13 protein-coding genes are annotated in these 24,010 nt (G+C 39.1%); 7 read left to right on the top strand and 6 right to left on the bottom strand.

All coding sequences use genetic code 11. The annotated features are described in order from the left end of the window. Positions 1–45: 45 nt before the first annotated feature. Positions 46–222, bottom strand: coding sequence for a hypothetical protein (locus JM81_RS18465; RefSeq protein ID WP_186435579.1), 177 nt, complete (start codon positions 220–222; stop codon positions 46–48). A gap of 376 nt (positions 223–598) precedes the next feature. Between JM81_RS18465 and JM81_RS13915 the strand changes: the two genes are divergently transcribed. Then, on the top strand, positions 599–1,327 hold the full coding sequence (locus JM81_RS13915; RefSeq protein WP_144804331.1) for a hypothetical protein: 729 nt from the start codon (positions 599–601) through the stop codon (positions 1,325–1,327). A gap of 59 nt (positions 1,328–1,386) precedes the next feature. Here JM81_RS13915 and JM81_RS13910 read toward each other — a convergent pair whose 3' ends face one another. After that, positions 1,387–2,256, bottom strand: a complete 870-nt coding sequence (locus tag JM81_RS13910) for a DUF808 domain-containing protein (RefSeq protein WP_144804329.1) — start codon at positions 2,254–2,256, stop codon at positions 1,387–1,389. A gap of 115 nt (positions 2,257–2,371) precedes the next feature. Between JM81_RS13910 and JM81_RS13905 the strand changes: the two genes are divergently transcribed. After that, positions 2,372–3,352 (top strand): Gfo/Idh/MocA family protein, encoded by a 981-nt coding sequence (locus tag JM81_RS13905; protein WP_144804327.1) that lies wholly within the window; start codon positions 2,372–2,374, stop codon positions 3,350–3,352. Positions 3,353–3,393: 41 nt separating this feature from the next. Here JM81_RS13905 and JM81_RS13900 read toward each other — a convergent pair whose 3' ends face one another. From JM81_RS13900 to JM81_RS13885, 4 genes are all read right to left on the bottom strand, one after another. After that, complete coding sequence (locus JM81_RS13900) at positions 3,394–7,029, bottom strand: alpha-L-rhamnosidase (RefSeq protein ID WP_144804325.1); 3,636 nt, start codon at positions 7,027–7,029, stop codon at positions 3,394–3,396. Positions 7,030–7,102: 73 nt separating this feature from the next. Further along, positions 7,103–8,884, bottom strand: a complete 1,782-nt coding sequence (locus JM81_RS13895) for a prolyl oligopeptidase family serine peptidase (protein WP_144804323.1) — start codon at positions 8,882–8,884, stop codon at positions 7,103–7,105. Positions 8,885–8,908: 24 nt separating this feature from the next. Then, a complete protein-coding gene (locus tag JM81_RS13890) occupies positions 8,909–10,033 on the bottom strand; it encodes a glycoside hydrolase family 88 protein (protein ID WP_144804321.1) in 1,125 nt (374 codons plus the stop codon). Positions 10,034–10,043: 10 nt separating this feature from the next. Next, positions 10,044–12,872, bottom strand: a complete 2,829-nt coding sequence (locus JM81_RS13885) for a glycosyl hydrolase (RefSeq protein ID WP_261375062.1) — start codon at positions 12,870–12,872, stop codon at positions 10,044–10,046. 107 nt (positions 12,873–12,979) lie between these two features. Here JM81_RS13885 and JM81_RS13880 point away from each other — a divergent pair, with 107 nt between their 5' ends. The 5 genes from JM81_RS13880 (at position 12,980) to JM81_RS13865 (ending at position 23,994) form a co-directional block, all read left to right on the top strand. Further along, positions 12,980–14,854: a TIM-barrel domain-containing protein gene (locus JM81_RS13880; protein ID WP_222430308.1), complete on the top strand. Its 1,875-nt coding sequence runs from the start codon at positions 12,980–12,982 to the stop codon at positions 14,852–14,854. Beyond that, positions 14,851–15,402: a DUF5110 domain-containing protein gene (locus JM81_RS18530; protein ID WP_222430307.1), complete on the top strand. Its 552-nt coding sequence runs from the start codon at positions 14,851–14,853 to the stop codon at positions 15,400–15,402. The genes JM81_RS13880 and JM81_RS18530 overlap by 4 nt, the downstream gene beginning before the upstream one ends. A 256-nt stretch (positions 15,403–15,658) precedes the next feature. Continuing rightward, complete coding sequence (locus JM81_RS13875) at positions 15,659–18,790, top strand: SusC/RagA family TonB-linked outer membrane protein (RefSeq protein WP_144804319.1); 3,132 nt, start codon at positions 15,659–15,661, stop codon at positions 18,788–18,790. Between the two features lie 32 nt (positions 18,791–18,822). Then, positions 18,823–20,766: a RagB/SusD family nutrient uptake outer membrane protein gene (locus tag JM81_RS13870; RefSeq protein WP_144804317.1), complete on the top strand. Its 1,944-nt coding sequence runs from the start codon at positions 18,823–18,825 to the stop codon at positions 20,764–20,766. A 243-nt stretch (positions 20,767–21,009) separates the two neighbouring features. Then, the gene (locus JM81_RS13865; protein ID WP_144804315.1) at positions 21,010–23,994 is read left to right on the top strand and encodes a SusC/RagA family TonB-linked outer membrane protein; all 2,985 of its coding nucleotides are present in this window, start codon (positions 21,010–21,012) and stop codon (positions 23,992–23,994) included. Positions 23,995–24,010 lie beyond the last annotated feature (16 nt).

The raw sequence follows: 24,010 nt of genomic DNA, 5'->3' as shown, positions 1-24,010 counted from the left end.
TTGGGCCATACCAATGTACGGCCCAATTTAATGAATTAATAACGATTACTCATCATTTGCACCTGGTGGTGGCGGTGGTGGCGGTGGCGGTGGATCACCATCATCCCCTTCCGTAGATTGGGTATTGTACAAACCGTCTATTTCCGCAACCGAATCTGTAGTACACGAGTAAAGCAAAAAACTACATACTATGGCCATTAAGGCTATGCTAATTTTTTTCATGATTTTTTACATTAAAATTTGACATAGGAATGGCCGTTTGGGGTTATCCCAAATTCATTGATACCAATCCTAAGGGTATAGGAGTACTCCGTGTTTTTTGTGGAAAGTGGAAATCAAATACGATAAGAACCGGCTACTTTCCAATTTGACCGAATTATGACCGTATTACGGATTTCCGTAAGAATGACGTTCTAGAAATGCTATGTTAGCAATGCATAGCGGCTATCATTCTTGGGAACAAAGTAAGGGGATGAAGAACTTACGGCTACAGACAAGGCACCGACTTGTTTTCGACATATTATCGACACCATTAAAACCAAGGGTTTACAAGGTGTCTTTTTAAAAATTTCTATTTAAATTCTTTATGATTGGAGCAATGAATGAAAAAATTATTGGGGAAATTGTATACGAGGTGTTCAAAAAAGCCAAAAATGAGCATCCAAAACATTCAAAATTTGCTTTATCGAACCATATAAGCAATGAGACCGACTTAAGTTCCAGAACACTGGAAAGAGCATATGATAGGTACTTGAACAAAAAGACAAAGTATGGAAAACCAAATGCAGATAGCATTGATCTCTTTTGCAAATACCTAGGGTATGAAAATTTTAAGGACTATGTGCAAATTGCACCTCCACCGGCAAAGGAGCTTCCGGTTACCGTACGCAATAAAAGGCGATTGATCATTACCATAAGTATTGCATTTGGCATGGTTCTTTTAATGTTTGGATATCAAAATTGGATAGTGAACCAACGAAATATAAAGTCTGTAAGTCCCTCATGCATGACATGGGCAGACTCGGTCTACATAGCCGTAACCTGTGATCATGGTCAATTATCTAACTATGGTACACCTATTATCCCATTAGATAAGGTAAAGCTGACCAGCTTTAAAAAAGTAAAGGTTTCCCAATCTTACAATTTCTTTAATGAAAACGATATGCCCTTAATATGGTACTCTAAAAACAAAGATCAAGAAATAGAATATTTTACCTCACCAGGCCTGCACCCCATAACGGGAGAAACGTTGCGTAAAATTACCCCCTATATCATACAGACCTATGTACCCCTTCATGTAGATAAGGCAAGCTCATTTGTTCCATAAACTTATGATGGGACAATCCCTAGTACCGCCACAAAAGAAAATCCGCTAGACATACCCAACTATTTTTTTATAAATAAAGCCTTTACCCCATTAAAAATAAGAAGTGCCAAAAACCCTACTATTAAACCAACACCGAACTCCACTATTATACCGGGTATATTGGGCAATAAGTGATGGAAGAAATCTATATTGTGTACAAAAATACCTCCAGATACCAATAATAAGGCTATCGTACCAATTACGGACAAGGCCTTAATTACTTTGGGCAATGCATTGACGAAGAAACGACCGATCTTATCTGATATACTATTATCTTCCTCGTTTATATTGATCAATCGTGTTCCAAATTCATCCATTCTTACGATTAACGCCACTATTCCATAAACACCAACGGTAGCCAATAGGGCCACAAAAGAAACTACCGCTATTTGGGTAACCAAAGGTTCTTGGATAACGGCTCCCAATGCAATAATTACAATTTCTATGGACAGAATAAAATCCGTAACTATGGCAGATTTTATTTTTGTCTTTTCCATTTCCAAAATTTCCGCCTTGGTCATGGTCTTTGTTTCCATAGAATTGGAGGCATGTTCATGGGGAACGAAAAACTCATATATTTTTTCCGCGCCTTCAAAGGCCAAATACACGCCACCTAGAATTAAAATTACGGTAACGACCCAGGGTAAAAATGCACTTAACAAAAACGCAATGGGCAGGATAATAATTTTATTTAATAGCGAGCCTTTAGTAATGGCCCAAAGTACCGGGATTTCCCTACTGGACACGAAACCGGATGCCTTTTCAGCATTTACCGCCAGGTCATCCCCTAGGATACCTGCCGTTTTTTTGGTAGCGACCTTACTCATTGTCGCAACATCGTCTAGCAGTGCCGCTACATCATCTAAAATCGCAAAAAAACCTGAAGCCATTATTCTTAAATTTTGATCAAAAATAATTTAATGGCTCCAATTTTAAGAATCCTATTGGCACAAATAGTAACTCAAGGTTATTTTGTAGTTTTAAGAAAGTTATAATAAACTCATTATGAAATTTATTAATTGGGGAATAATTGGCTGTGGAGATGTTGCCGAAATCAAAAGCGGTCCGGCCTTTCAACGCATTGAACATTCAAATTTAGTTATAGTAATGCGACGAGATGAAGCAAAAGCAAAAGACTTTGCCAAACGGCATAATGTTCCCAACTTTAGCAGTGATGCCGAGGATATCTTGAACAATGAGCAAATTGATGCCGTGTACATTGCAACACCGCCCTCCACCCACTTGGAATATGCCCTAAAAGCTTTAGATGCCGGCAAACTAGTATACCTGGAAAAACCGATGGCACTAGATGCTGTTGAGGCAAAACAAATTTGTGATGCTGTTACCAAAAGTAGCGGCAAGCTTACCGTGGCGCACTATCGTAGAAAATTACCTGCATTTTTAAAGGTAAAGGAACTTTTAGACGAACAAGTCATTGGAAACATCACCCATGTAGACATCCAAATATTACAACCAAAAGTAGCTGACCTAATTGCAGCTTCAGAAGAAAACTGGCGGTTAAATCCCCAGGTTTCCGGTGGTGGATATTTTTATGATCTGGCACCACATCAAATCGATTTAATGATTCATTATTTCGGACCTATAGCCGCGGCTACCGGCTTTTCTAAACAGTCAAAAAACACTTCTAAAGTTGAAGAAGTTGTAAACGGAATACTATCTTTTAAAAGTGGGGTTCAATTTAGAGGTGTATGGAATTTTAATGTAGCCAATAAAAGCAAAAAGGACGAATGCATCATTTATGGTACAGAAGGAACTATCAAATTTTCCTTTTTTGGAGACAGCGTATTCCTTACTACTGAAAATGGAATTGAAACCTTCGCTTTTGAAAATCCAAAACATGTGCAAGAACCCATGATTAAAGCTACTGTAGACTATTTCTTGAACAAGGCAGAGAATCCATGTCCGGTAGAAGATGGAGTTTTGGTCATGGAATTGCTTGAAAAATTAAGTGGGCGTACAGTTTAAATTTTTAAAAGAATTAAAAATTCAACCCTAATTATAATAACCTATTCGTTTACCTTAAAACTATACGTTCCAGAAACGAGCTCCAATACCACATTTTTGCCGTTCTGAGAACTAAAAGAAACTCCTTTTGCTTTTTTTATTTTCTTATCAGCTACAGTTATATTGCCCAACTCTGTAGTGTTTATTTTTAACGTTGCCGTAGTATTTGCAGGTACGGTTACCGAATACGTCCAGCCATCATCAACCCATTGCCATTCGCTTGCAATGCGACCGTACATACTATCGTAATATCCTTTTGCAAACATCATTTCCTTGGTAGGGTCCGGGGTTGGCTGCAATACAAAATGTTTAAAACCCGGGATGTTGACGTCTCGTTGAATACCAAGGGAATAATTATACATCCAAGCGGCTACTGCCCCAAAAGAATAATGGTTAAACGAGTTCATGCTATTATTGCCGCCAAAACCATCTTCTACGGTATAGGAGTTCAATCGCTCCCAAATGGTAGTAGCTCCGTTCACTACAGGATACAACCAAGATGGGTAGGTCGTTTGCTGAAGAAGTTTATACGCCGTTTCATGCTCCCCATTCTCGGACAATGCATGGTTTATAGATGCCGTACCAATAAAACCGGTCATTAATGAATATTTTGGCCTATGCACCCACAATTCGTCTTCGTTACTACGGGCAATTGAAGCTACCAAATTGGCAGTCGCCTGTTGAATATGTTCATTGGATAACACATTAAAATTTAAGGGAATTGCATACGATGCCTGGGTGTCTATAAAATCACCTTTATGCTTCATTTTATCTTTTGGCAACGGAGGTCCAAAACTAAAACTCTGATTGCCTAGATGTACTGTTTTACCTGTTTCAGTATCAAAATATGTACGGTTCAAAAATTGTTTTCTTTCATTGTATTGTTTTTGATAGGTTGCCGCATCTGCTGATTTTCCCAATAAGGCAGCTGTTTTACTTAAAATTTCAATATCACGTAAATGATAAGTTGCCCACAGCAACGTATCGTCATTCTTATATCCTTCGGGACTAAGCCAATCTCCTAACGGACCTTCATGTAATATGCCAGTTTCAGAATCTATTTTACTATTTAAAAATTCCACATAAGCTTTCATGGCGTCATAATGCCTACCCAATAGACCCAAATCCCCGTATTGCTGGTAGGTTTCCCATGCTACAATAATACCGGCACTTCCCCATAGGGTTCCACCAAATCCGCCGCCAAGGGGTGCTACATCCGTAAAGCGACCATCTTCGCGTTGCACATCGCGCATAGCCAGTAGATGTCGGTCTAAGAACGGACCAATGTTCGCCAAATAGGTAGCCGCTTCAGAAAATACACTAATATCACCGCTCCACCCCATACGCTCATTACGTGCGGGTGTATCGGTAGGTATGGACAAGAAATTACCGCGCAGGGACCATGTAATATTGTCCCATAGTTTATTGACCAGTTTATTTGACGTCTCATAGTTTGATGTAATTTCTTTAATAGAACTCACCACCAAACCGCTTACAGCCTCTAATGGCAAGGCTTTGTCTATTCCGGTAATCTCAATATATCGATAGCCGTGAAATGTAAAGCGGGGCTGAATAGTCTCTAATCCTCCTTTTCTAATATAGGTATCATGAGTTAAAGCCGCTCGAATATTCTCCATCATTACCATGCCTACAGCATCTCCATGTTCTTCCAAATCAGGATAACGCATTTCTGCATAACGCATGGTAATGGTATCGCCAGCGCTTCCACTTGGTAGTTTTATATTGGGAAAACCCACCATGTTCTGACCCATGTCATATACAAATACCCCTTGACGAACCTCATCTACAGCTATCGCTTTTAAGGTGTCAATAACACTAGGGTTTTCACCCACTTGCGCCGTTAATTTAAAACCATCAAAATTTAATTCTTTACCCGTATAGATAGTACCGGTCAATGGAACTTCTACTGCTTTTTTCCAGCCATTAGTATCATATGCAGCAGTTGACCAATTTTCAACCAAGTTTTCCTTGGTGGCATCATACACCTCGCCTTGAAAAAAGCTACCGTATTTGATTGGTCCGTTCGTAAATAGCTCCCACTCCTCATCATTGGTTGTAATGGTTTGTTCGGAGCCATCATCATATGATATTATCAATTGCGCAAGTAACGACTGCCGGTCTCCAAAAAAGTTCCAAAAATCTCCTTGATAGGTAATATTGCCACTCCACCAACCTTCACTAAGCCAACCTCCAAGCGCGTTTGTACCAGAATTAACCATATTCGTTACATCATATGTTTGGTACAAATGTGTTTTGTTATACTGCGTAAGTCCCGGATTAAAATAGTCCTCACCCACTCGTTTTCCGTTTAGGTACATTTCATAAATACCGCGTGCGGTAACATATAATCTTGCCTTTGCAATTTTCTTAGCAGCGGTATTGAACTCCGTTCGCAACATGGGGGCCGCATTTTGGCTTGGGTCCGTAATAACCTTATATCCGGTGGTGCCTCCATCAATTTCAATGGCATTTTCATTAATACGTATAGCATCGTTCTGTTGAATTGCTTCTGAAAAAATACCGTTGTACGTAGAATTTGAATCTATATTTTCCGCAAATATTATATTGGAAGGCGCACGTAAATTCCTGACCACAATATTTGAAAACGATGCTTTTTGGGATGGATTAACGGAAAACCCTATATCTGCCAACATGGGGAAAGTGATATAATCATTGCCTGTTCCTATCGGATTTAAATTAAAGCCCTTTGGTGCAAACGGGGATGCTGAAATAACATCATCGGTAGAAATTAAATCTTCATCATCCTCTCCATTTAGATACACTTTGAACAAACCAAAATTACAATGCGTATAAAATGTATGTGCATCATATTTGTTCTTTACATTGATTTTATCTAACGGTATTTCATACGACCTAAAAGGAGTATGTTCATCATCTTCATTGCTATATCCTTTGCGATATACTATAAGTTTTGCTTTTCCTTTTTCAGAACCGTCTACCGCACTAATATCCAGTTCAAAATTTACATAACTCTCGTTTTTCGTAGCTGCAATACCTTGTATATTTTTATTCTTATCCAACAAACGGGCATCATTGGCTCCAAAAATAAAGGATGCTTTATCGCTCTTTGATTTCTTATCCAATTGTACAGTATATTCAAACTTATAGACCGATAAATAGTGGGAATAGAACACCATATCGTTGTCTCCGCCACCGATCCACTGTGCACCGTTCCACTGTTCGGATTTTGGGTTATCGTCCATCAAACCGGTTTCAAACCATGACGTAGCGGTGCTTTGTTTCCCTTGCTCGTCCCAAACATGTACCACAAAAGTATAGCGTGTTCGTGGTGACAAAGCTTCTCCTTCATAAGCAATAGCCAAAGAAATATCGCTGGTTACCTTTCCGGAATCCCAAGTAGTGTCACCAGATTCATCAGAAACTATAATTTGATATGCCGATTGCGACTGACCTTTTTTACTAAGGTCGGTTTTCATTTTCCAACCAAATCGTGGTGTAGCAATATCTATCCCTAAAGGAGTTGTTACATATTCTACCGTTACATCTGTAATGGGTGTTTGTGTGAAGCCCAAAGCACACGAGAATACCGTTGCCCAAATGATAAAACTTACCCTTACGACTCTTTTGATTCCCATGATTAATTATTTATTGTTTTGGTAACCCGTAGTCTCTGCAAAGTCCTGCAGAATGTCCAAATGTTATTACAGACTACTTTAAATTCTTCAACATTGACCTTGGTACTTTTATTACCGTACCGTGACGCAACCCTTCAGGAAAAGAAACCTGATCAGAAATATCTTCCCAGTTCTTTAAATCACTAGAAGCAACTGCACCATAGGCATGATTCTTATACTTATCAAAATAAACCATCCATTTACCATCTATATGAATGGCCGTTGGCCCTTCTGCCCAATAATCTCCACTAATAGGGTTGCTAGCTTGCGAATAAGGTCCTTCCAGATTATCGCTAAACGCCATTTTAATATTTTTTTGCTCAGGCTCAACAGTTTCATCTTTCAAGAACATGATAAATTTATCTTCCCATTTGTAGATAGATGAATCGATTACGTTAAAGCCAGGCTCATAAAGTAGTTTAGTATCCGTAAAAGTTTTAAAATCTTTGGTAGTGGTATAATACATGCGGTGGTTATATCCGTTTTCTTTTTTGCTTTTGGTTTCTGGAAACTTACCTTCTATAGTACTTGCCCAATAAATCATATATACGCCTGTAGCATCATCATACGTAATCTCTGGCGCCCAAGTATTTCGGGTACCTGCCATTTTTCCCATTACAGGAATAAACTGCTGAGTTGACCAATTCACTAAATCATCTGAAGAGGCATAACCAATGCCTTTATCCGTCCAACTAACGGTCCAAACCATATGATATTTACCATCGCCACCTTTAATAATACAAGGGTCGCGCATTAGCTTATCCTTACCTACTTCTGGGGTTAAATAAGATGCTCCGTTGCGAAGACTTTCCCATTTATACCCATCTTCACTATAGGCAAAATGTAAGCCATCTTCTCCATTACCTACAAAATATGAAAAGAGGTATACCTCCTCTTTCTTTACCAAATCATGCGCTAAAAACCACTGTTTTAAATCGTTTGACCAGTTTGCATTGGTGCCCGAAACTCCTAGTCCAAAACCATGTCCGCCATTTTCGTAAATATGTAACTCTGCCGGTACAGAGTACTGCTTAAGCGTGTTATAATATTCCAAACTATTTTCAACAGGTACTACGGTATCATCGGTAGCATGCACTAAAAAAGTTGGTGGTGTGGTATTGTGAATTTGAAGTGCATTTGAATATTGATTGATACGTTCTTTGGATGGATTCTCACCCAATAAGTTTCGCTTAGAACCCGCATGTGTAACACCATCTTTCATTGAAATTACCGGGTAAACCAATACCGAAAAATCTGGTCTTGCACTGATTGATGCATCGTGCTCATAAACCTTATCATTAAAATGGGTGGATAGTGTACTTGCCAAATGTCCGCCAGCAGAAAAACCTAAAATTCCAATTTTACTGGCATCAATATTATAGCGTTTTGCGTTTTTACGGACCATGCGCATTGCTTCTTGTGCATCTTGTAGCGGACCTACAGTTTTATCGGTCATGGTTTCATCCGTAGGCATTCTATATTTAAGTACAAAGGCAGAAATACCGAGCGTATTCAACCATTTTGCAACTTTATATCCTTCTTTGTTAATGGCCAAATGCGTGTATCCACCACCCGGACAAATTATTACCGCGGTACCATTGGCAATAGCAGCATCGGCCAAAAACGGTGTAAGGGTCGGTTGTGATACTTTAGATACGCCCCGCACAACTTCTAAAGCATCATAGGTTACTGATTCTTCATAGGTATCATTTTGAATACTGCCAGGAACCCCGTCTGGCCATAAGGCAATTTCCTTTTGCTGTGAAAAGCCTAAAGTGGTAAAGCAAACTACTAGTAAAAAACATTTAAAATTCATGTTCGGTCGGTTTTGAATCTGAATTTACTTCATTTTGTAGACTTCACTGCCTGCTAGCAGAAAACATCCTAATCCGTAATCTTCAAAATCAGGTATTTTGGTATAGGATAGTAGTTGTCCGTCTTTTGGTTCTTTACCTGTAGATTGCACGAAACCTAAAAATCCGTTGTCATGAAGACCATCCTTTACCATGGCATTCCATCCCTTTTCAATTATGGGTCGATATTTTTCATTACTTAAAATGCCATTATTTACACCGTAGGCCATTGCATATACAAATAATGCTGTACCGGATAATTCCTTACCACCATAATGTTTTGGGTCGTGTAGACTAACGTTCCAAAAACCATCTTTACGTTGAATGGGAACCAGTGCTTCTGACATGGCTACAAGGTCATCTACATATTGCTGACGGTGCGGAGCATCTTCTGGAATAATCGTTAACACTTTGGCCAATGCCCCAATTACCCAACCGTTACCACGGCTCCAATAGCAATCTTCCCCATTAGGTTCCGTATATGGTGGGTCAAAATCAGCATCGCGCCACCAGAGTCCGTCTTTAGGATTATATAACCCATTATCACCATGACTATTTCTGGTAAACATGTACATCTCATACATTTTTTCAAAGTATCGGTCATCGTTCTCCAACACGCCTAGTTTTGCAAAAACGGGCATCCCCATTTGTATGGCATCTATCCATGACCAATCATCTACTTGAGGCGTGTTCAGCAACATATTTATCGTTGCCTTTGTATTCTTTAATTTCTTTGGATCAGGCTCCAAATTGTAAAGGTCTATATAGGTTTGAGCAGCGCAGTAATCATCAGCGTTTCTGTTTGCGGTACCATATCTAAAACTCCACTTATGAAACTCTGCCCAGTCATAGGCATAGTTGTAATACTCCTCTTTAGGATAAATTTCATGCAAGGCCATTAACCCCTCGTAATACACCCCACGGGTCCAAATATTACTGGGCCGTTCCTTATTGGTGATTATGGTTTTGCCCACATCTTGCCATTTCTCCATAAAATAATTATTGGCAAGTTGCATGTTCTTTAAGACGGAATCCCTGTTTATTTCTTGGGCGTTCAGCATACCCTGAAAAAGGCATACTCCCAAAATAAGTATCAATTTATTGCACTTCATATATTTTGTGTTAGTTTTTGGTTAATGGTATTAAGGAAACCTCTCCTAGTAATCCTGATGGTGTAGGGCTCCAAATTGTGGCATCAAATTTTTGATAATCCTTATTCACCATATTAATTTCCTTGAAAATCTTCCATTCTTCTCCCCGTAATTCTTTAGCTCTGATTCTGTTTGCGGGCAAGTTGGTAACTTCTACTCGTAATGTGTTTTTGCCCGATTTTAAATTCGTTAACTCTAACTCAAAAGGATTTGCCCAAAGCGTACCTACATACACGCCGTTTAGCCAAATTTTAGCACTTTCTCGAACTTCGTTAAAGCGTAGCTTCCAATTTTCTATAGTAGCATCAGGGTTTTCAAATGTAGTTTCATATCGTGCCGTTCCTGAAAAATAAGAAGCATCCTCCCCTAATTCCGTCCATGAGTTCAACTCATTTAAAGTTGCTGATTCTGGTAATGACGGACCGCCTTTTATAAAATCAATCTTCCATTCATCATTTAATACATACGATGTTTCTGATTCTTTTAAATATTCCCAAGATTCCTTGTTCGATGATTTAGCGGTTTTTAAAAAGAGTGAACCGCCAGAAGGAATATGTAACTTCACTAAGGTTGTACCATTCTGAATTTCGCTTTTTCCCACGCCTTCTTTTTGAGACAATGGGTCATAAAGAATTACTTTTTCAGCTTCTGTTTGTATAGGAAATGTTCCGCTTATAGCATTTGCCGTATGGTTTACCAAATAGTAGATTTTTTCCCCATTGAGGTCTCTGCGGATAAATTTTAGTCCGGTTTCAACAATCGTTTCTGGATACAGACCGTTATCTCGTAAGGTCTTACCAATTGAATTTTCAGGATGCAACAATGATGTGTTCTCAGTCTTTAACTGTGACAAGGTGTAATTCTTTTCCTGGTAATCAGCAAAGCCAGGCACGGACTCCGGAAGACCTTGAAAGATTATTTGAGCTCCCTGTTTTTTCAGTTTTACTAGCTTCTTGAATGTAGCCATTGGCATTTTATCGGCATCTGGCACCACCAAACTTTTATAGGCCACACCTTGGGTTTGCAATGAACCATTTTCATAGGATAGGTCTTCAATAAATCGGTCGGATATAAAGTCGGTCGCATACCCTTGTTGTGCCAATTCGGTTGCAAGACCGTAAAACTTGGTACCGTGCAGCCATTCATCCAACGAGTGAATTTTAAACTGAAAAAAGCGTTGACCCTTTAAATAATCATCCCATACATCATGAATAGGCCAATAGAGTAATATTTCATTGTCCGGCTTACCTGATTGTAACAATTTCTGGCAATTTTCAATATAGGAGAAAAATGCTGGGGCATCTTCCCAAATGGTATTGTTTTCATTAAAATTTACCGACGCATAAAACTTCCAACCTGGCCAAACCGCCCTTTTGGGCGAGTAGGTAGAACCATGTAAAAATATGTGGTTAACACCGTTCAGCAACAAATCTTCAGCTTCTGGTTTGGTTTGTGATAACGAGGTTTTAAAATGGTCGCGTAACCATGTAAATGTTTCTGAAGACACCAAAGGTTTGCCTGCAATGTGGGCGGCAGAAGAAGAAAATTTCAGCATTACCGGATCGGCATCACCTTCCCTAATATCTTCCTTTTCCCTTCTAAACCCAGAAATATCATAGGGCATAGAACCAAATGTTTCACATTCAGGAATGTCAGCTGCGGCATAAAAATCGATTAGATTACCTGGCGAACCATGCGCTTGTAATCTAGATTTATACCCATGTTGGTTTGCCCATTCCGTCCAAGGTTCATCAAATTCGGTCAATAACAAATCTGACAAGGTTTCACGGTAATCACTCTTTATTCTATTCGCCATTTCAGTATCAGAGGTAGCGAATAATTCTTGCAAATGCGATTTTAAATCATATCCTCTAAGCAGCTCAAATTGTTCGAAAAAATCAGGGGTGAAATCTGTTCCGTAAACCTCATAACTATCATTAAAAATAGCCCGCAACCCTTTGCCATTATTTTTAAGCGCCGCATTAAATCGGGTTACATATTGTTCAAATGCCTTGTTGGAATAATGGTCTACCGTATATCCTTCCCCACCTGGCGCAGCACGTTTTACCTTTTGCCCTGTTTTACCAGTAAAGACGGTATACAATGTGTAATCGGTTTTTTTGGCTTTCCATTTTAAACTATTGTTTTGTAGGTTGGATGTTAAATCAACAACACTACCATCTTTGCCAAAAGCCATAACGGCGGCTATTTTGGCACCAAGGGTATCCTTCACATTTTGCGGAGTAAGATTTCCCGTAAAACGTTGCCCTTTCTTTAGTTGAACACTATCTAAAACTAATCTTGTTGCAGCATGCTTCAAATCTATTTGCGGTCCGCCATATGGCCAACCCGTTCCCAGATTCATATCTACCTGCATGCCTAAACTATCGGCTGTTTTAATGGTAAAATCCAACAGCGCTAACCACTGTTCAGATAAAAAGGGAACGTTATTGGCATCTTCCCCTTCTACCCCATAAATTGGCGTAATTTCTACACCACCCAAACCTACTTTAGAAAACGAGATTAAAGAGGCCTTAATGTTTTGTTCATCAATTGCACTTCCCATCCACCACCAGCGGGTCCAAGGTTTTGTAGTATTTGCAGGTATTTTACTCTCAATGTTTTCAGTAAACACACGACTTTCCTGTGCTCTACTAGGGCCATTTCTATGCTGATTTTGTGCATGTAAAACGGCAGTTGCACATAACAACAAACAGCAACAATTACTAACACTTTTCTTAAATCTTATAAACGAAAATTCCATAGCCCCTAAAATAACATCATTCACAAACATGACCATCCTGTGCTATGCTGAAAATACAAAATCAAATTACTGACAGCATAGTACAGGATACAATCAATATTTTCTACCTGTAACTTACCCCCATCACACTGTAACTTTTGAATATGAAATTTTTACGTTTATCTCTAATTTTTTGCATTTTCACCTTTGGTTTTAGCGCCTCTGCACAAACTTTTTTAGGCAACTTTGAAGAAATACAATCTGAAACCGGTAATGAAATAACACTAAGTACAAGTAATGGTCTAGTAAAAATTGAATTTATTTCAACCGATGCGGCGCGCATTAGAACTTCTTGGAACGGGGAATTTGCAGAGAACGAACCTTGGATGGTCATTCGCTATGATTGGCCTCAAGTAAATTACAACAAGAAAGAAAACGATCAAGAACTCGAATTTTCAACGGATAAAATTCAATTAAAAATTGGCAAGAAACCTTTTGCGATATCCATACTAGAACGGAACGGAAAAGTGCTTTTAGAGGAACATAAAGACACAAATAACAGTAGCTCATATACATCTAGTGAACACACCGGAACAACTTTTAAACTACAACCAGACGAACACTTTTTTGGTTTTGGGGAACGCATGGATTTTCTTGACCGACGCGGTAAAAAACTACGTTTGAATGTAGGTAGAGGTCAAGGGCTACCGCACATCATTGGGGCATATAATCCGCTTGAAGCAAACTACTCACCTGTACCTTTTTTCATGAGTACTGCAGGCTATGGGTTATTCTTACATAATGCCCACCCAACCAATTGGGATATGGGGCATAGCTCAAATGATACCTTTTCTTTCAATGCCGAAGGAGGTGAATTGGATTACTATGTAATGTATGGACCTGATTTTTCAACCTTGCTTGACACCTATACCAACATTACCGGAAAATCTCCTCTGTTACCAAAATTCGCCCTAGGTCTACATGTTGGCACCTATAGCGGAGGCACATGGGGACATGAAGCGGAAACTTCAACACAATATGTAATTGACCTTGCCAAAAAATTCAGGACATTAGGTATTCCTTTAGATGTGCTGCACTTAGATTCCACTTGGAGGTTCTTTGGCGAAAATGGTGGCAAGGGCGCTACTACTTTTGAATGGCGGGAAACCTTTAAAAATCCTAAGGCCATGTTCGATAGTTTATATGCGCTGAACTTAAATGCGGTGGGACTTCATTTACGCCCACGTTTTGACAATGGAAAAACGTATAGATTGCTGGATAAGGCACGAAAAGGTGGATATGTATATCCCGAAGAAAATGGAGAAGGTGAGTTTGTCAATTTCTTTGATCAAAAATCAGTGGATTGGTGGTGGAACGAAGGGGTGAAAAATGTGGCCGACCAAGGTGCCATGTTCTTAAAAACAGATGAAGGCAGTGCTTTTGGACATAAAGCGAATGAAAGTGATAAGGTTGGTCCGCAAGGAGAAGAGATAAAGTCGTTACATAACCTTTTTCCGTTAGCCTACGCTAAAGCACCTTTTGAGAAGTTTCAAGCGTATAATAAAATTCGTGGAATGAACCACACCCGAGAAGGGTATGCCGGTATACAACGCTATCCCTTTATTTTTGCCGGAGATTGGCCAAGCGAATGGCAATATTTTGAACCTGTAATCAAGGCCGGATTAAACATCGGGTTATCCGGCGTGGGTAATTGGGCACATTGTATGGGAGGATTTGAACATGTTGCCGACCCCGAATTATACATTCGCTGGACCCAATTTGGATTATTGAGTCCGATCGCGCATTTATTTGGCATGGAACATCCAAATTATAAAGAGCCTTGGAATTACGGCGAAGAAGCTACAAGAATATTCAAATTCTATGATGAATTTCGATACCAGTTAATTCCGTACTTATACAGCACGGCATACCAAAACCACAATACAGGAAAACCATTGATGCGAGCCTTGGTATTGGACAATCAAGATGACGCCAATACGTATGAATTACAGACCAGTATCTATTGGGTGAAAGTATGATGGTATGCCCTGTAGTTGATAAAGGCGCAAAAACCAGAGTTGTTTATCTACCAGAAGGCGAATGGACAAATTATTGGACCAAAGAAGTGTTTCAAGGAAAACAACATATTAGTGTTCTTTGCCCATTGGACCAAATTCCGATTTTTATAAAAGGAGGGGCAATAATACCTATGCAAGAATCTCAAAACTATGTAGGTGAGAAAGAAATTACCAACTATGACTTACATATATACCCTAATGGAAAAAGTGCTTTTACATTATATGCAGATGATGGTAAATCATTAAATTATACAAGTGGCGAATTTGCGACTACAATTATAGAGACTGAAGAATCTGAAGAATACGTACATCTTAAAATTCAACAACCAAAAGGTTCCTATGTTTCTAGTATTGCCACCTATACTTTAGTAATACATCTATCCAAAAAACCATCAAGTATTGCCATTAACAATAATAGCATGAATATTTCTCAATTGAATTATACTAATGGTGTATTACAAATAGAAGTTTCCGCCCATGAACTTCAAGATGTTAAAATTGTAAAATAGTACCCTCTTATTGAGCAGTAGTTTTTACAGTTTCCATTAATTCAAATACCTCAATTTATAAGCATAGGCATAGGATTATAAGGTTGCTTTTAACAGAATATTTTACAGCTATTTTACGAATATGATAATACATATTTGTATAAATTTTCATTTTAACAATTTTCTCAGGTAAGTACAGGATAGTACATATTTCTTTAATATATAATTTCATGATTCCATATTGTACAATCGATTACACAAAATAACTTAACAACCTATGAAAAACTTAAATCGACTTAATTTCAAAAAAACATTGTTCTTATGTTTTTTCTTGATCTCGCTGGGTATTAGTGCCCAGGAAAAAACCATATCGGGCGTAATTACCGATAATTCCGGTATTCCTCTACCGGGTGTAAATATTGTTATAAAAGGTACTAATACAGGTACCAGTGCAAATTTTGACGGAGAATATTCCATTGACGCATCGGCAGGCCAAACATTGGTGTTCAGCTCTATTGGGTATGAGCCCTTGGAACTTTTAATAGGTGCAAATTCCACCTATGACATTTCTATGGAAGAAAATAGTGCCCTTTTGGATGAAGTTGTCGTCGTAGGATATGGTACCACTAAAAAATCAGATGTTACGGGATCAATAGTTAGTGTATCCTCTGAAGATATCAATTCAAGGCCCGTAAACAATGCCATAGAGGCTATGCAAGGAAAGGCCGCAGGTGTTGATATTTCATCCAATGAACGACCAGGAAGTATAGGAAGTATTACCATTAGGGGACAACGATCGCTTTCTGCGTCTAACGCCCCTCTTTATGTATTGGACGGTATTCCGCTTATATCCGGTGGAATAGATAATATAAATCCTACGGATATTGAATCTATCGATATTTTAAAAGATGCATCCGCAACGGCCATTTATGGTTCACGTGGTGCAAACGGTGTTGTAATCGTAACTACCAAAAGAGGAAAATCAGGGCGGTTTACCTTAAGCTATAATACGGCAATAACGACCCAGACCCTGAACGAAGCAGCACCACAGTTTAATGCAGGTGAATTTGTGGAATATAGAAGATGGGCCAAATATTATGAAAATCCTGACACTTTCCCTAGAGGCGACCAACCCACTATTGCAAATGACGAGGCCATTTTTTCTGGTGATGATACGGCATTCAACAACATTCTTAGAGGTTGGGAAGGTGGCACCTGGGACGGTACCAAATTAATCACGACAGATTTTACCGATTTTGTAACCCAAACCGGGTTTACAAATCAACATACCCTAAGTGCCAGTGGTGGTTCTGAAAAAATGAAGGCGTACGGTTCGTTTGGGTATATCAATAATACCGGTAGTGTAGTGGGCCAAAGTTACGAGCGTTATAATGCCAGCGCTAGCGTTGAGTTGACACCTACGGAGTGGTTTACATTTGGAGGAAATATTAATACCTCCTACAGTACTCAGGAATATGGACAATCCACTTCTGGTAACGTAGGTGTTTCGGCCCAAAGTGGACTTTACCAAAGTGCAAGGTCTATTTTTCAATATACACTACCTTATGATAGTGAAGGCAATAGAATTGAATTCCCAGGCGGGGACATTGCGGTAAAGACCATTATTAACGAGGTGGATTATTCACAGGACCAACGGGTAACCCTAAGGGCTTTTGCAAGCTTTTACGCCCAATTGGATTTTGGGGCATTTGGTTCTGCCTGGGAAGGACTAAAGTTCAGGACAAACTTTGGTCCGGATATAGAAACGTATAGAAATGGCAGCTATTTAGATGGTCAATCGGTCATAAGAACAGGTTCCAGTTATGCTGCTTTACGTAAGAGACAACGATTATCCTATACCTTGGACAACCTTTTGCTCTATAACAGGACATTTGGAAAACATGACCTTGGTGCAACACTTTTACAAAGTCAGACCCAATTCATTGAAGAGTCCAATTTTATGGCAGCGGACAATATCCCTTTTGCGAGTCAAAAATGGAACGCTCTTAGTGCCGATAACGTTGCACTCTCAAGTTATGATTCTGATTTATCCGAAAGGCAATTGCTGTCATATATGGCCCGTTTAAACTATGGTTTCGATAATAAATATTTACTGACCGTATCTGGAAGGTATGACGGTGCTTCTCAGTTGGCCGAAGGAAACAAAGGTGCTTTCTTCCCAAGTGCTGCCTTAGGTTGGAGTATAGATCAGGAAAATTTTCTTGCCGACTCTAACTGGATCGATCAGCTAAAACTTAGGGCAGGTGTAGGTGTTACGGGTAATGCCGCTATTGATGCTTACTCAACCCAAGGTGGTCTATATCCATTATTTTACCCTATAGGATCTACAGGAGTTTCAGGAGTACAATTGGTAACTTCTGATAATGATGAAAAAACATTGGCTAATCAAGATTTAGGTTGGGAAAAAACCACACAATACAATTATGGGTTGGATTTTTCCTTTTTTACAGGCAGAGTATCCGGAAGCATGGATTACTACACTTCCAATACTACGGACCTATTGCTTAGAAAATCAATTCCATCAATTACTGGGTATATCAATACATTTGCCAATGTTGGGGAAACAAAAAGCAACGGTATAGATTTGACCCTGAACACGGTAAACGTTAGAACAGAGGATTTTCAATGGTCTACGGATATCAGTGCATCTTGGCAGGAAAATGAAATTGTTGAGCTGGCCAATGGCAAGGAAGATGACATCAACAACAATTGGTTCATTGGGGAATCATTGGGCGTAATCTATGGTTATGCATCCAATGGTATTTGGCAGGAATCAGATGCTTCGGAAATTGCATTGTTCAATGCTAACGGACATACCTTTTCACCTGGTAATGCCCGTCCGGTAGATCAAAATGGCGATTATGTAATTGATGCGAACAATGATAGGGTAATCATAGGCAATACTATTCCAAAATATATTTTAGGCCTTACAAATACCTTTAAATATAAGGACCTAGAGCTTTCGTTCTTCCTATTTGGACGTTTTGGTTATACCTATAACACTGGCGGTGAAGGTTTGGTAGGTAGATATAATTCTAGAAAAGTAGATTATTATACGCCTAACAATACAGATTCTGAATATCAGAAACCCATCTATTCGGCAGGTTTCGGGGACACTTATTTTGGCACGTTAGGTTATAGAAGCGGTTCTTTTATTAAGGTAAGAAACGTATCCTTAGGATATAATTTACCACAAAAAATTACGAGTGATATTGGACTATCCAAACTACGTTTTTATGTACAGGCCCAAAATCCCGGTTTTATTTTCTCAAAAGTTGATTGGATCGATCTAGATGTTACAAGACCGGCCAATAACTCTCAAGGATACTCCCTTGGTAACTCTGCATCCAATAGAGGTTTCACCGTAGGAATGAACGTAGAATTTTAAAAAATCAGCTTGACTAATAAAATAAACAACACATGAAAAATTATAAAAAACACATTGTTAACATATGTACCGCATTACTGCTAGTAGGGTACCTTAGTTCTTGTAGTGACGATTTTTTGGAAGAAGAACTGACCACACAGCGAAGCAGCGAATTTTTTGAAACGGAAGAAGGTATTCTTTCCTTGGCAATAGGGTCAACCTATAAGGTTTTGGCATCGACATTTCCTTCAGAACAGCAATTTGCCACCACCAATTATGGAACAGACGAGTTTCATGTTGGCGGGGATGACACCAATAGTCCGTGGAACAATTATGACAGCAGGTTCAACTCTGTAGTCATCACCACACGTACACAAGCTGAGGAGCCATGGGATAACTTTTATGCTGGTATAGCCATGACCAACCAATTGATCGAGTCTATAAACGCCATAGACTCAGATAACCCAGCAGTCAAGAAAACGGCATTGGGCGAGGCACATTTTCTAAGGGCCTATAATTATTTAAAATTAGTAAGACAGTATGGCGGGGTACCATTAAAGCTAACCGTAAGTAACACAGTGGAACTTGAATTTACAAGGGCATCTGCAGAAGAAGTATTAGCACAGGTAATAGAGGATTTCACCAAGGCGTATGAACTACTGGACAATGCCGTCGTTTTTCCGGCACAGATCAGTAAGGATGCCGCAGCACATTATTTGGCAAAGGCTTATTTAACCAGAGCAAGCGAAATCAACGATTCTTGGAACGGAGAAACAAAAACGGCAGATCTACAGGCTGTTGTAAGATTGTCCGATGAAGTAATCGCCAACCATCCGTTAGCTGCCAATTATCAAGAATTATGGGACTATACGGAACCGGACGGTCCCAATGAGTTTTTACCTGAACTAATACTTTCCGCACAGTTTAGTAGGGATAGGTCATTGGCAACTTCTAATTTTAGCACCGTTCCGTTTACCGCAAGGTATGATGATCTACCCATGATGAAAAGAGATTTAACAGGTATGAGGCCCTATAGTCGACTGGCCGCTACCTATTTTACGTATGATGTTTTTGACCATGTCAACGATTCGCGGTTCTGGAAAACCTTTAGAACCAAACACAGGGTAAACAGAGGTGGTGTTTTTGATGGCGTGGAGTATACCGAAGGAGAGGACTTGGGAATTATGTATATTATAAATACACCAGATGATGACCGTTTTGACCTTACGATAAACAACAATAATCCAGACATACTATACAATGGCAAGACCATACCCCATGTATATGTTGCCTATGCGGAAGATGGTGTTGGTTTATTGCCAAACCCAAGATTTCCTTCTTTATCCAAGCATTTTGATTCATCAAGAAGTTCCATAAATGATAACAGGGGCTTACGTGATGAGATTTTAGCCAGATCGGCAGAAACCTATCTAATGGCTGCAGAGGCAAAAATAAGAATGGGCGCTTATGGTGAAGGTCTGGATTATATCAATGCCGTAAGAAATAGGGGCGCTTATAAAAATGGTGAGGACAGAGCATTTTATACCGATGGTGCCGAGGCTTACCCAACATCCGAATTCAGCCAACCGGTAGAGGATAATTCATACATAAAGGAAAATTCATACTATGAATCCAACAATATACCTGTAACTACGGATGCCACTGACCTTACCATTACGGATATCAATAATTTACCAGCGGAAGATGAAGCAATTTTCAACAAATTAGGTATTAGTGGTGAATATGACCGTATGTTGAACCTAGTATTAAATGAACGTACAAGGGAACTTTGTGGGGAATGGCACCGATGGGAAGATTTGAGCAGAACATTGACCTTGGTTGAAAGAACTATTGCGTTTAACCCTGAAGCTGCACCAAATATTAAGGACCATCATGTATTAAGACCTATACCCCAAACATTCTTGGACGGTATATATACTGACGGCAGACCCTTGACAGCAGATGAAAAACAAGCCATGCAAAATCCGGGTTATTAGAAAAAATTTGAGTTGTTTGAGTTAGTTTTAGTAAGGAAGCACTGTTCATAGGACAGTGCTTTTTTTGTGGTTTTTTTAAATATTTCCTAATAATTACTGGCAAGATGTATGATTTTCAGAATATAATTTAAATAAAATGGGCAAACTGGTAAATTCTCAGGCAAGTACAGGATGCCAACCCTAATTGTAATCAATAATTTAGAACACCAGAAATGCAATCGATTACAAAATCAACCTTTAATTATGAAACAAAAAGAGAACACTCAACTTTTTAAAAAACTATTACTATTTGCCTTTATGGCATTGACGGTGGCGGTTTCTGCACAAGAACAACTATTGAGCGGCACAGTTACCGATACCAACGGCCAAACAGTCCCAGGTGTAAATGTGGTGGAAAAAGGAACCTCAAATGGTACCAGTACAGATTTTGATGGGAAATATTCAATAACCACAACTACGGAGAATGCGGTTTTGGTATTTTCCTATATAGGATTTCAAACATTAGAAGAGCCTGTAAATGGGAGAAGTTCTATTGATATAACAATTTCTGAAGACACCCAACAATTAGATGAAATCGTAGTCATAGGATACGGTAGCCAAAAAAGAAAGGATGTTACCGGTGCCGTAGCTTCGTTAAAAGCAGAAAGCTTTGTTCAGGCCCTGCCAGTTGCACCAGAACAATTATTACAAGGAAAGATTGCAGGTGTGAACATTGTACAGAGCAGTGGACAGCCAGGCGCTTCGTCTACGGTAAGAATACGTGGTACAAGTTCAATATCCGCAGGTAATGAACCTTTATATGTTATTGATGGGGTACCGCTACAATTTGGAAGCGCCAATAATAGCGTTAGGACAGTAACCTCAGGATCTTCCCCGCTATCCGAAGAAGCTATAAATCCATTAAGCTTGATCAACCCGGCGGACATTGCCAGTATAGATGTATTAAAGGATGCCTCTGCAACAGCCATTTATGGATCGCGTGGTGCCAATGGTGTTATCGTTATTACTACTAAAAACAAGGGGCAATATGGAGAATTTTTACAGTACGATTCTTATACGGGAATAGCCTACGTACCTGAATTATTGCCATTTTTAAATGCAGATGAGTATAGAGCATACGCAAATAGTAATGACCTACCCTTTTCAGATGAAGGCGTAAATACAAATTGGCAAAAAGAAGTATTTAGATCTGCAGTTACACAAAATCACAATTTATCCTTTGCCGGTGGGTCAAGGACTACCAATTTTACAGCTTCATTAGGATACAATAATCAAGAAGGAACACTACTTTCTTCCGGCCTTAAAAAATACACGGCACGTATTAACGGTAACCATACTACGCTAGATGACAGACTTAACATTGGGGTAAATTTAACCTATGCCAAATTAGACGAAACCAGGGCCGCAGTAAATTCCAATATAGCAGATGAAGGTGGCAACTTACTTAAAGATGCACTACGTTGGGCACCAACACTACCTGTTTACAATGACGATGGTAGTTTTTACCAAATAGGTGCGCTACGTATAAATCCGGTTTCTTGGACACAAGTAAGTGATGAAAGCGATAGTTCATTACTCTTAGGTAACATGAATGCGGCATTCACAATTCTTGAAGGACTTAAAATTTCAACCAATTTAGGATACTCAAATGAAGATGTTAATAGGTTTACGAATATTCCATCTACACATCCCGCAGGTGAAGGCCAAGGAGGTACGGCATCGATAAGCAAATACACCAATCGAAATATTTTGGCCGAGACCAATCTTACGTTTGACAAGCAAATATCAGACGACAGTTATTTAAGTTTGTTGGCAGGGTATTCCTTTCAAAGATTCGAAACCCAAAATACATTTACATCCGCCAATAATTTTGTGTCCGATGCTACTGAATGGAACTTGATACAGTCTGGAACTATTCAATCTAACACATCGTTCAAAGATGCCAACCGTTTATCATCTTATTACGGTAGGCTTAATTATAAATTAAAGGATAGGTATCTATTAACCTTTACGTTAAGGCGTGATGGGTCTAGTAGATTTGGTGATAATAACAAATGGGGAACATTTCCTTCAGGTGCTCTTGCTTGGAATGTTACTGATGAGGATTTCATGCAAAACTCCAAGTTCAGCAATTTAAAACTTAGGGTAGGTTATGGTATAACGGGTAACCAAGAAATACCGAATAACCTTTATAGGGAACAATTATCAATAGCAGGGTCTGCCATATATGTTTTTGGCGGTCAGGCCATACCTAGTGTTTTGCCCACTAATTTTCAAAACCAGGATTTAAAATGGGAACAGACCAGCCAAATGAATTTTGGGGCGGACTTTGGTTTTTTTGACCAACGTCTGTATGGTTCTGTTGATTATTACATCAAAAATACCGATGATTTACTATTGCAATTTTCAACTGCCGCACCTTCCGTTGTCAATACACAATGGGCCAACGTAGGTGAAGTTGAGAATAAAGGGTTGGAAATTAATGTTACCGGAGATATCATAACCAACGATAACTTTAGCTGGACATCCAATGTCAATTTTTCAACCAACAAGAATGAGGTTCTAAGTTTGTCCAATGATAATTTTCAAAGAGATGAAATAAGAACTTCAAGTGGATCCGGGGTGGTTGGTAACAATGCACTTACACAAATAATTAAACCCGGCCTACCGTTAAATACATTTTATGGAAGGCAATTTACAGGGTATGATGCAGATGGTCTAGAAACCTATTTAGATGTAGATGGGGAAGATGGCGCAGACGAAGTCGTAATTGGGGATGCAAACCCAGATTGGACCTATGGATTCAATAATACGTTCAAATATAAAAACATTGATGTCTCCATTAATTTTAGGGGTGTTGTTGGTAATGATATTTATAACAATACGGCAGCTGAATTCTCTTATGTAAGTCAAACCCCAGGTGTAAACGTTCTTCGCTCAGCATTGGACACAGGTTCTAGCAGGGCACAGACCGCCCAATATTCATCTCAATGGATAGAAGATGGTAGTTATTTACGCTTAGATAATTTAACGGTAGGTTACAATTTCAATACAGATAAAGTTGGCTTCATTAAAAAAGCAAAAATCTATTTATCCGGACGTAATTTATTTGTCATCACCGGTTATACAGGTTTTGACCCAGAAGTAAGAACAAGATCTATTGGTATAGATTATTTGGTATACCCAAGACCAAGAATATTTCAGATTGGAACGAGTATAACTTTTTAAGGATGGTCTATAAAAA

Origin of the sequence: Maribacter sp. MAR_2009_72 (assembly GCF_007827235.1) — a bacterium.
Classification (GTDB): Bacteria; Bacteroidota; Bacteroidia; order Flavobacteriales; family Flavobacteriaceae; genus Maribacter; species Maribacter sedimenticola.
This window is presented reverse-complemented; position numbering and strand designations above follow the sequence as displayed.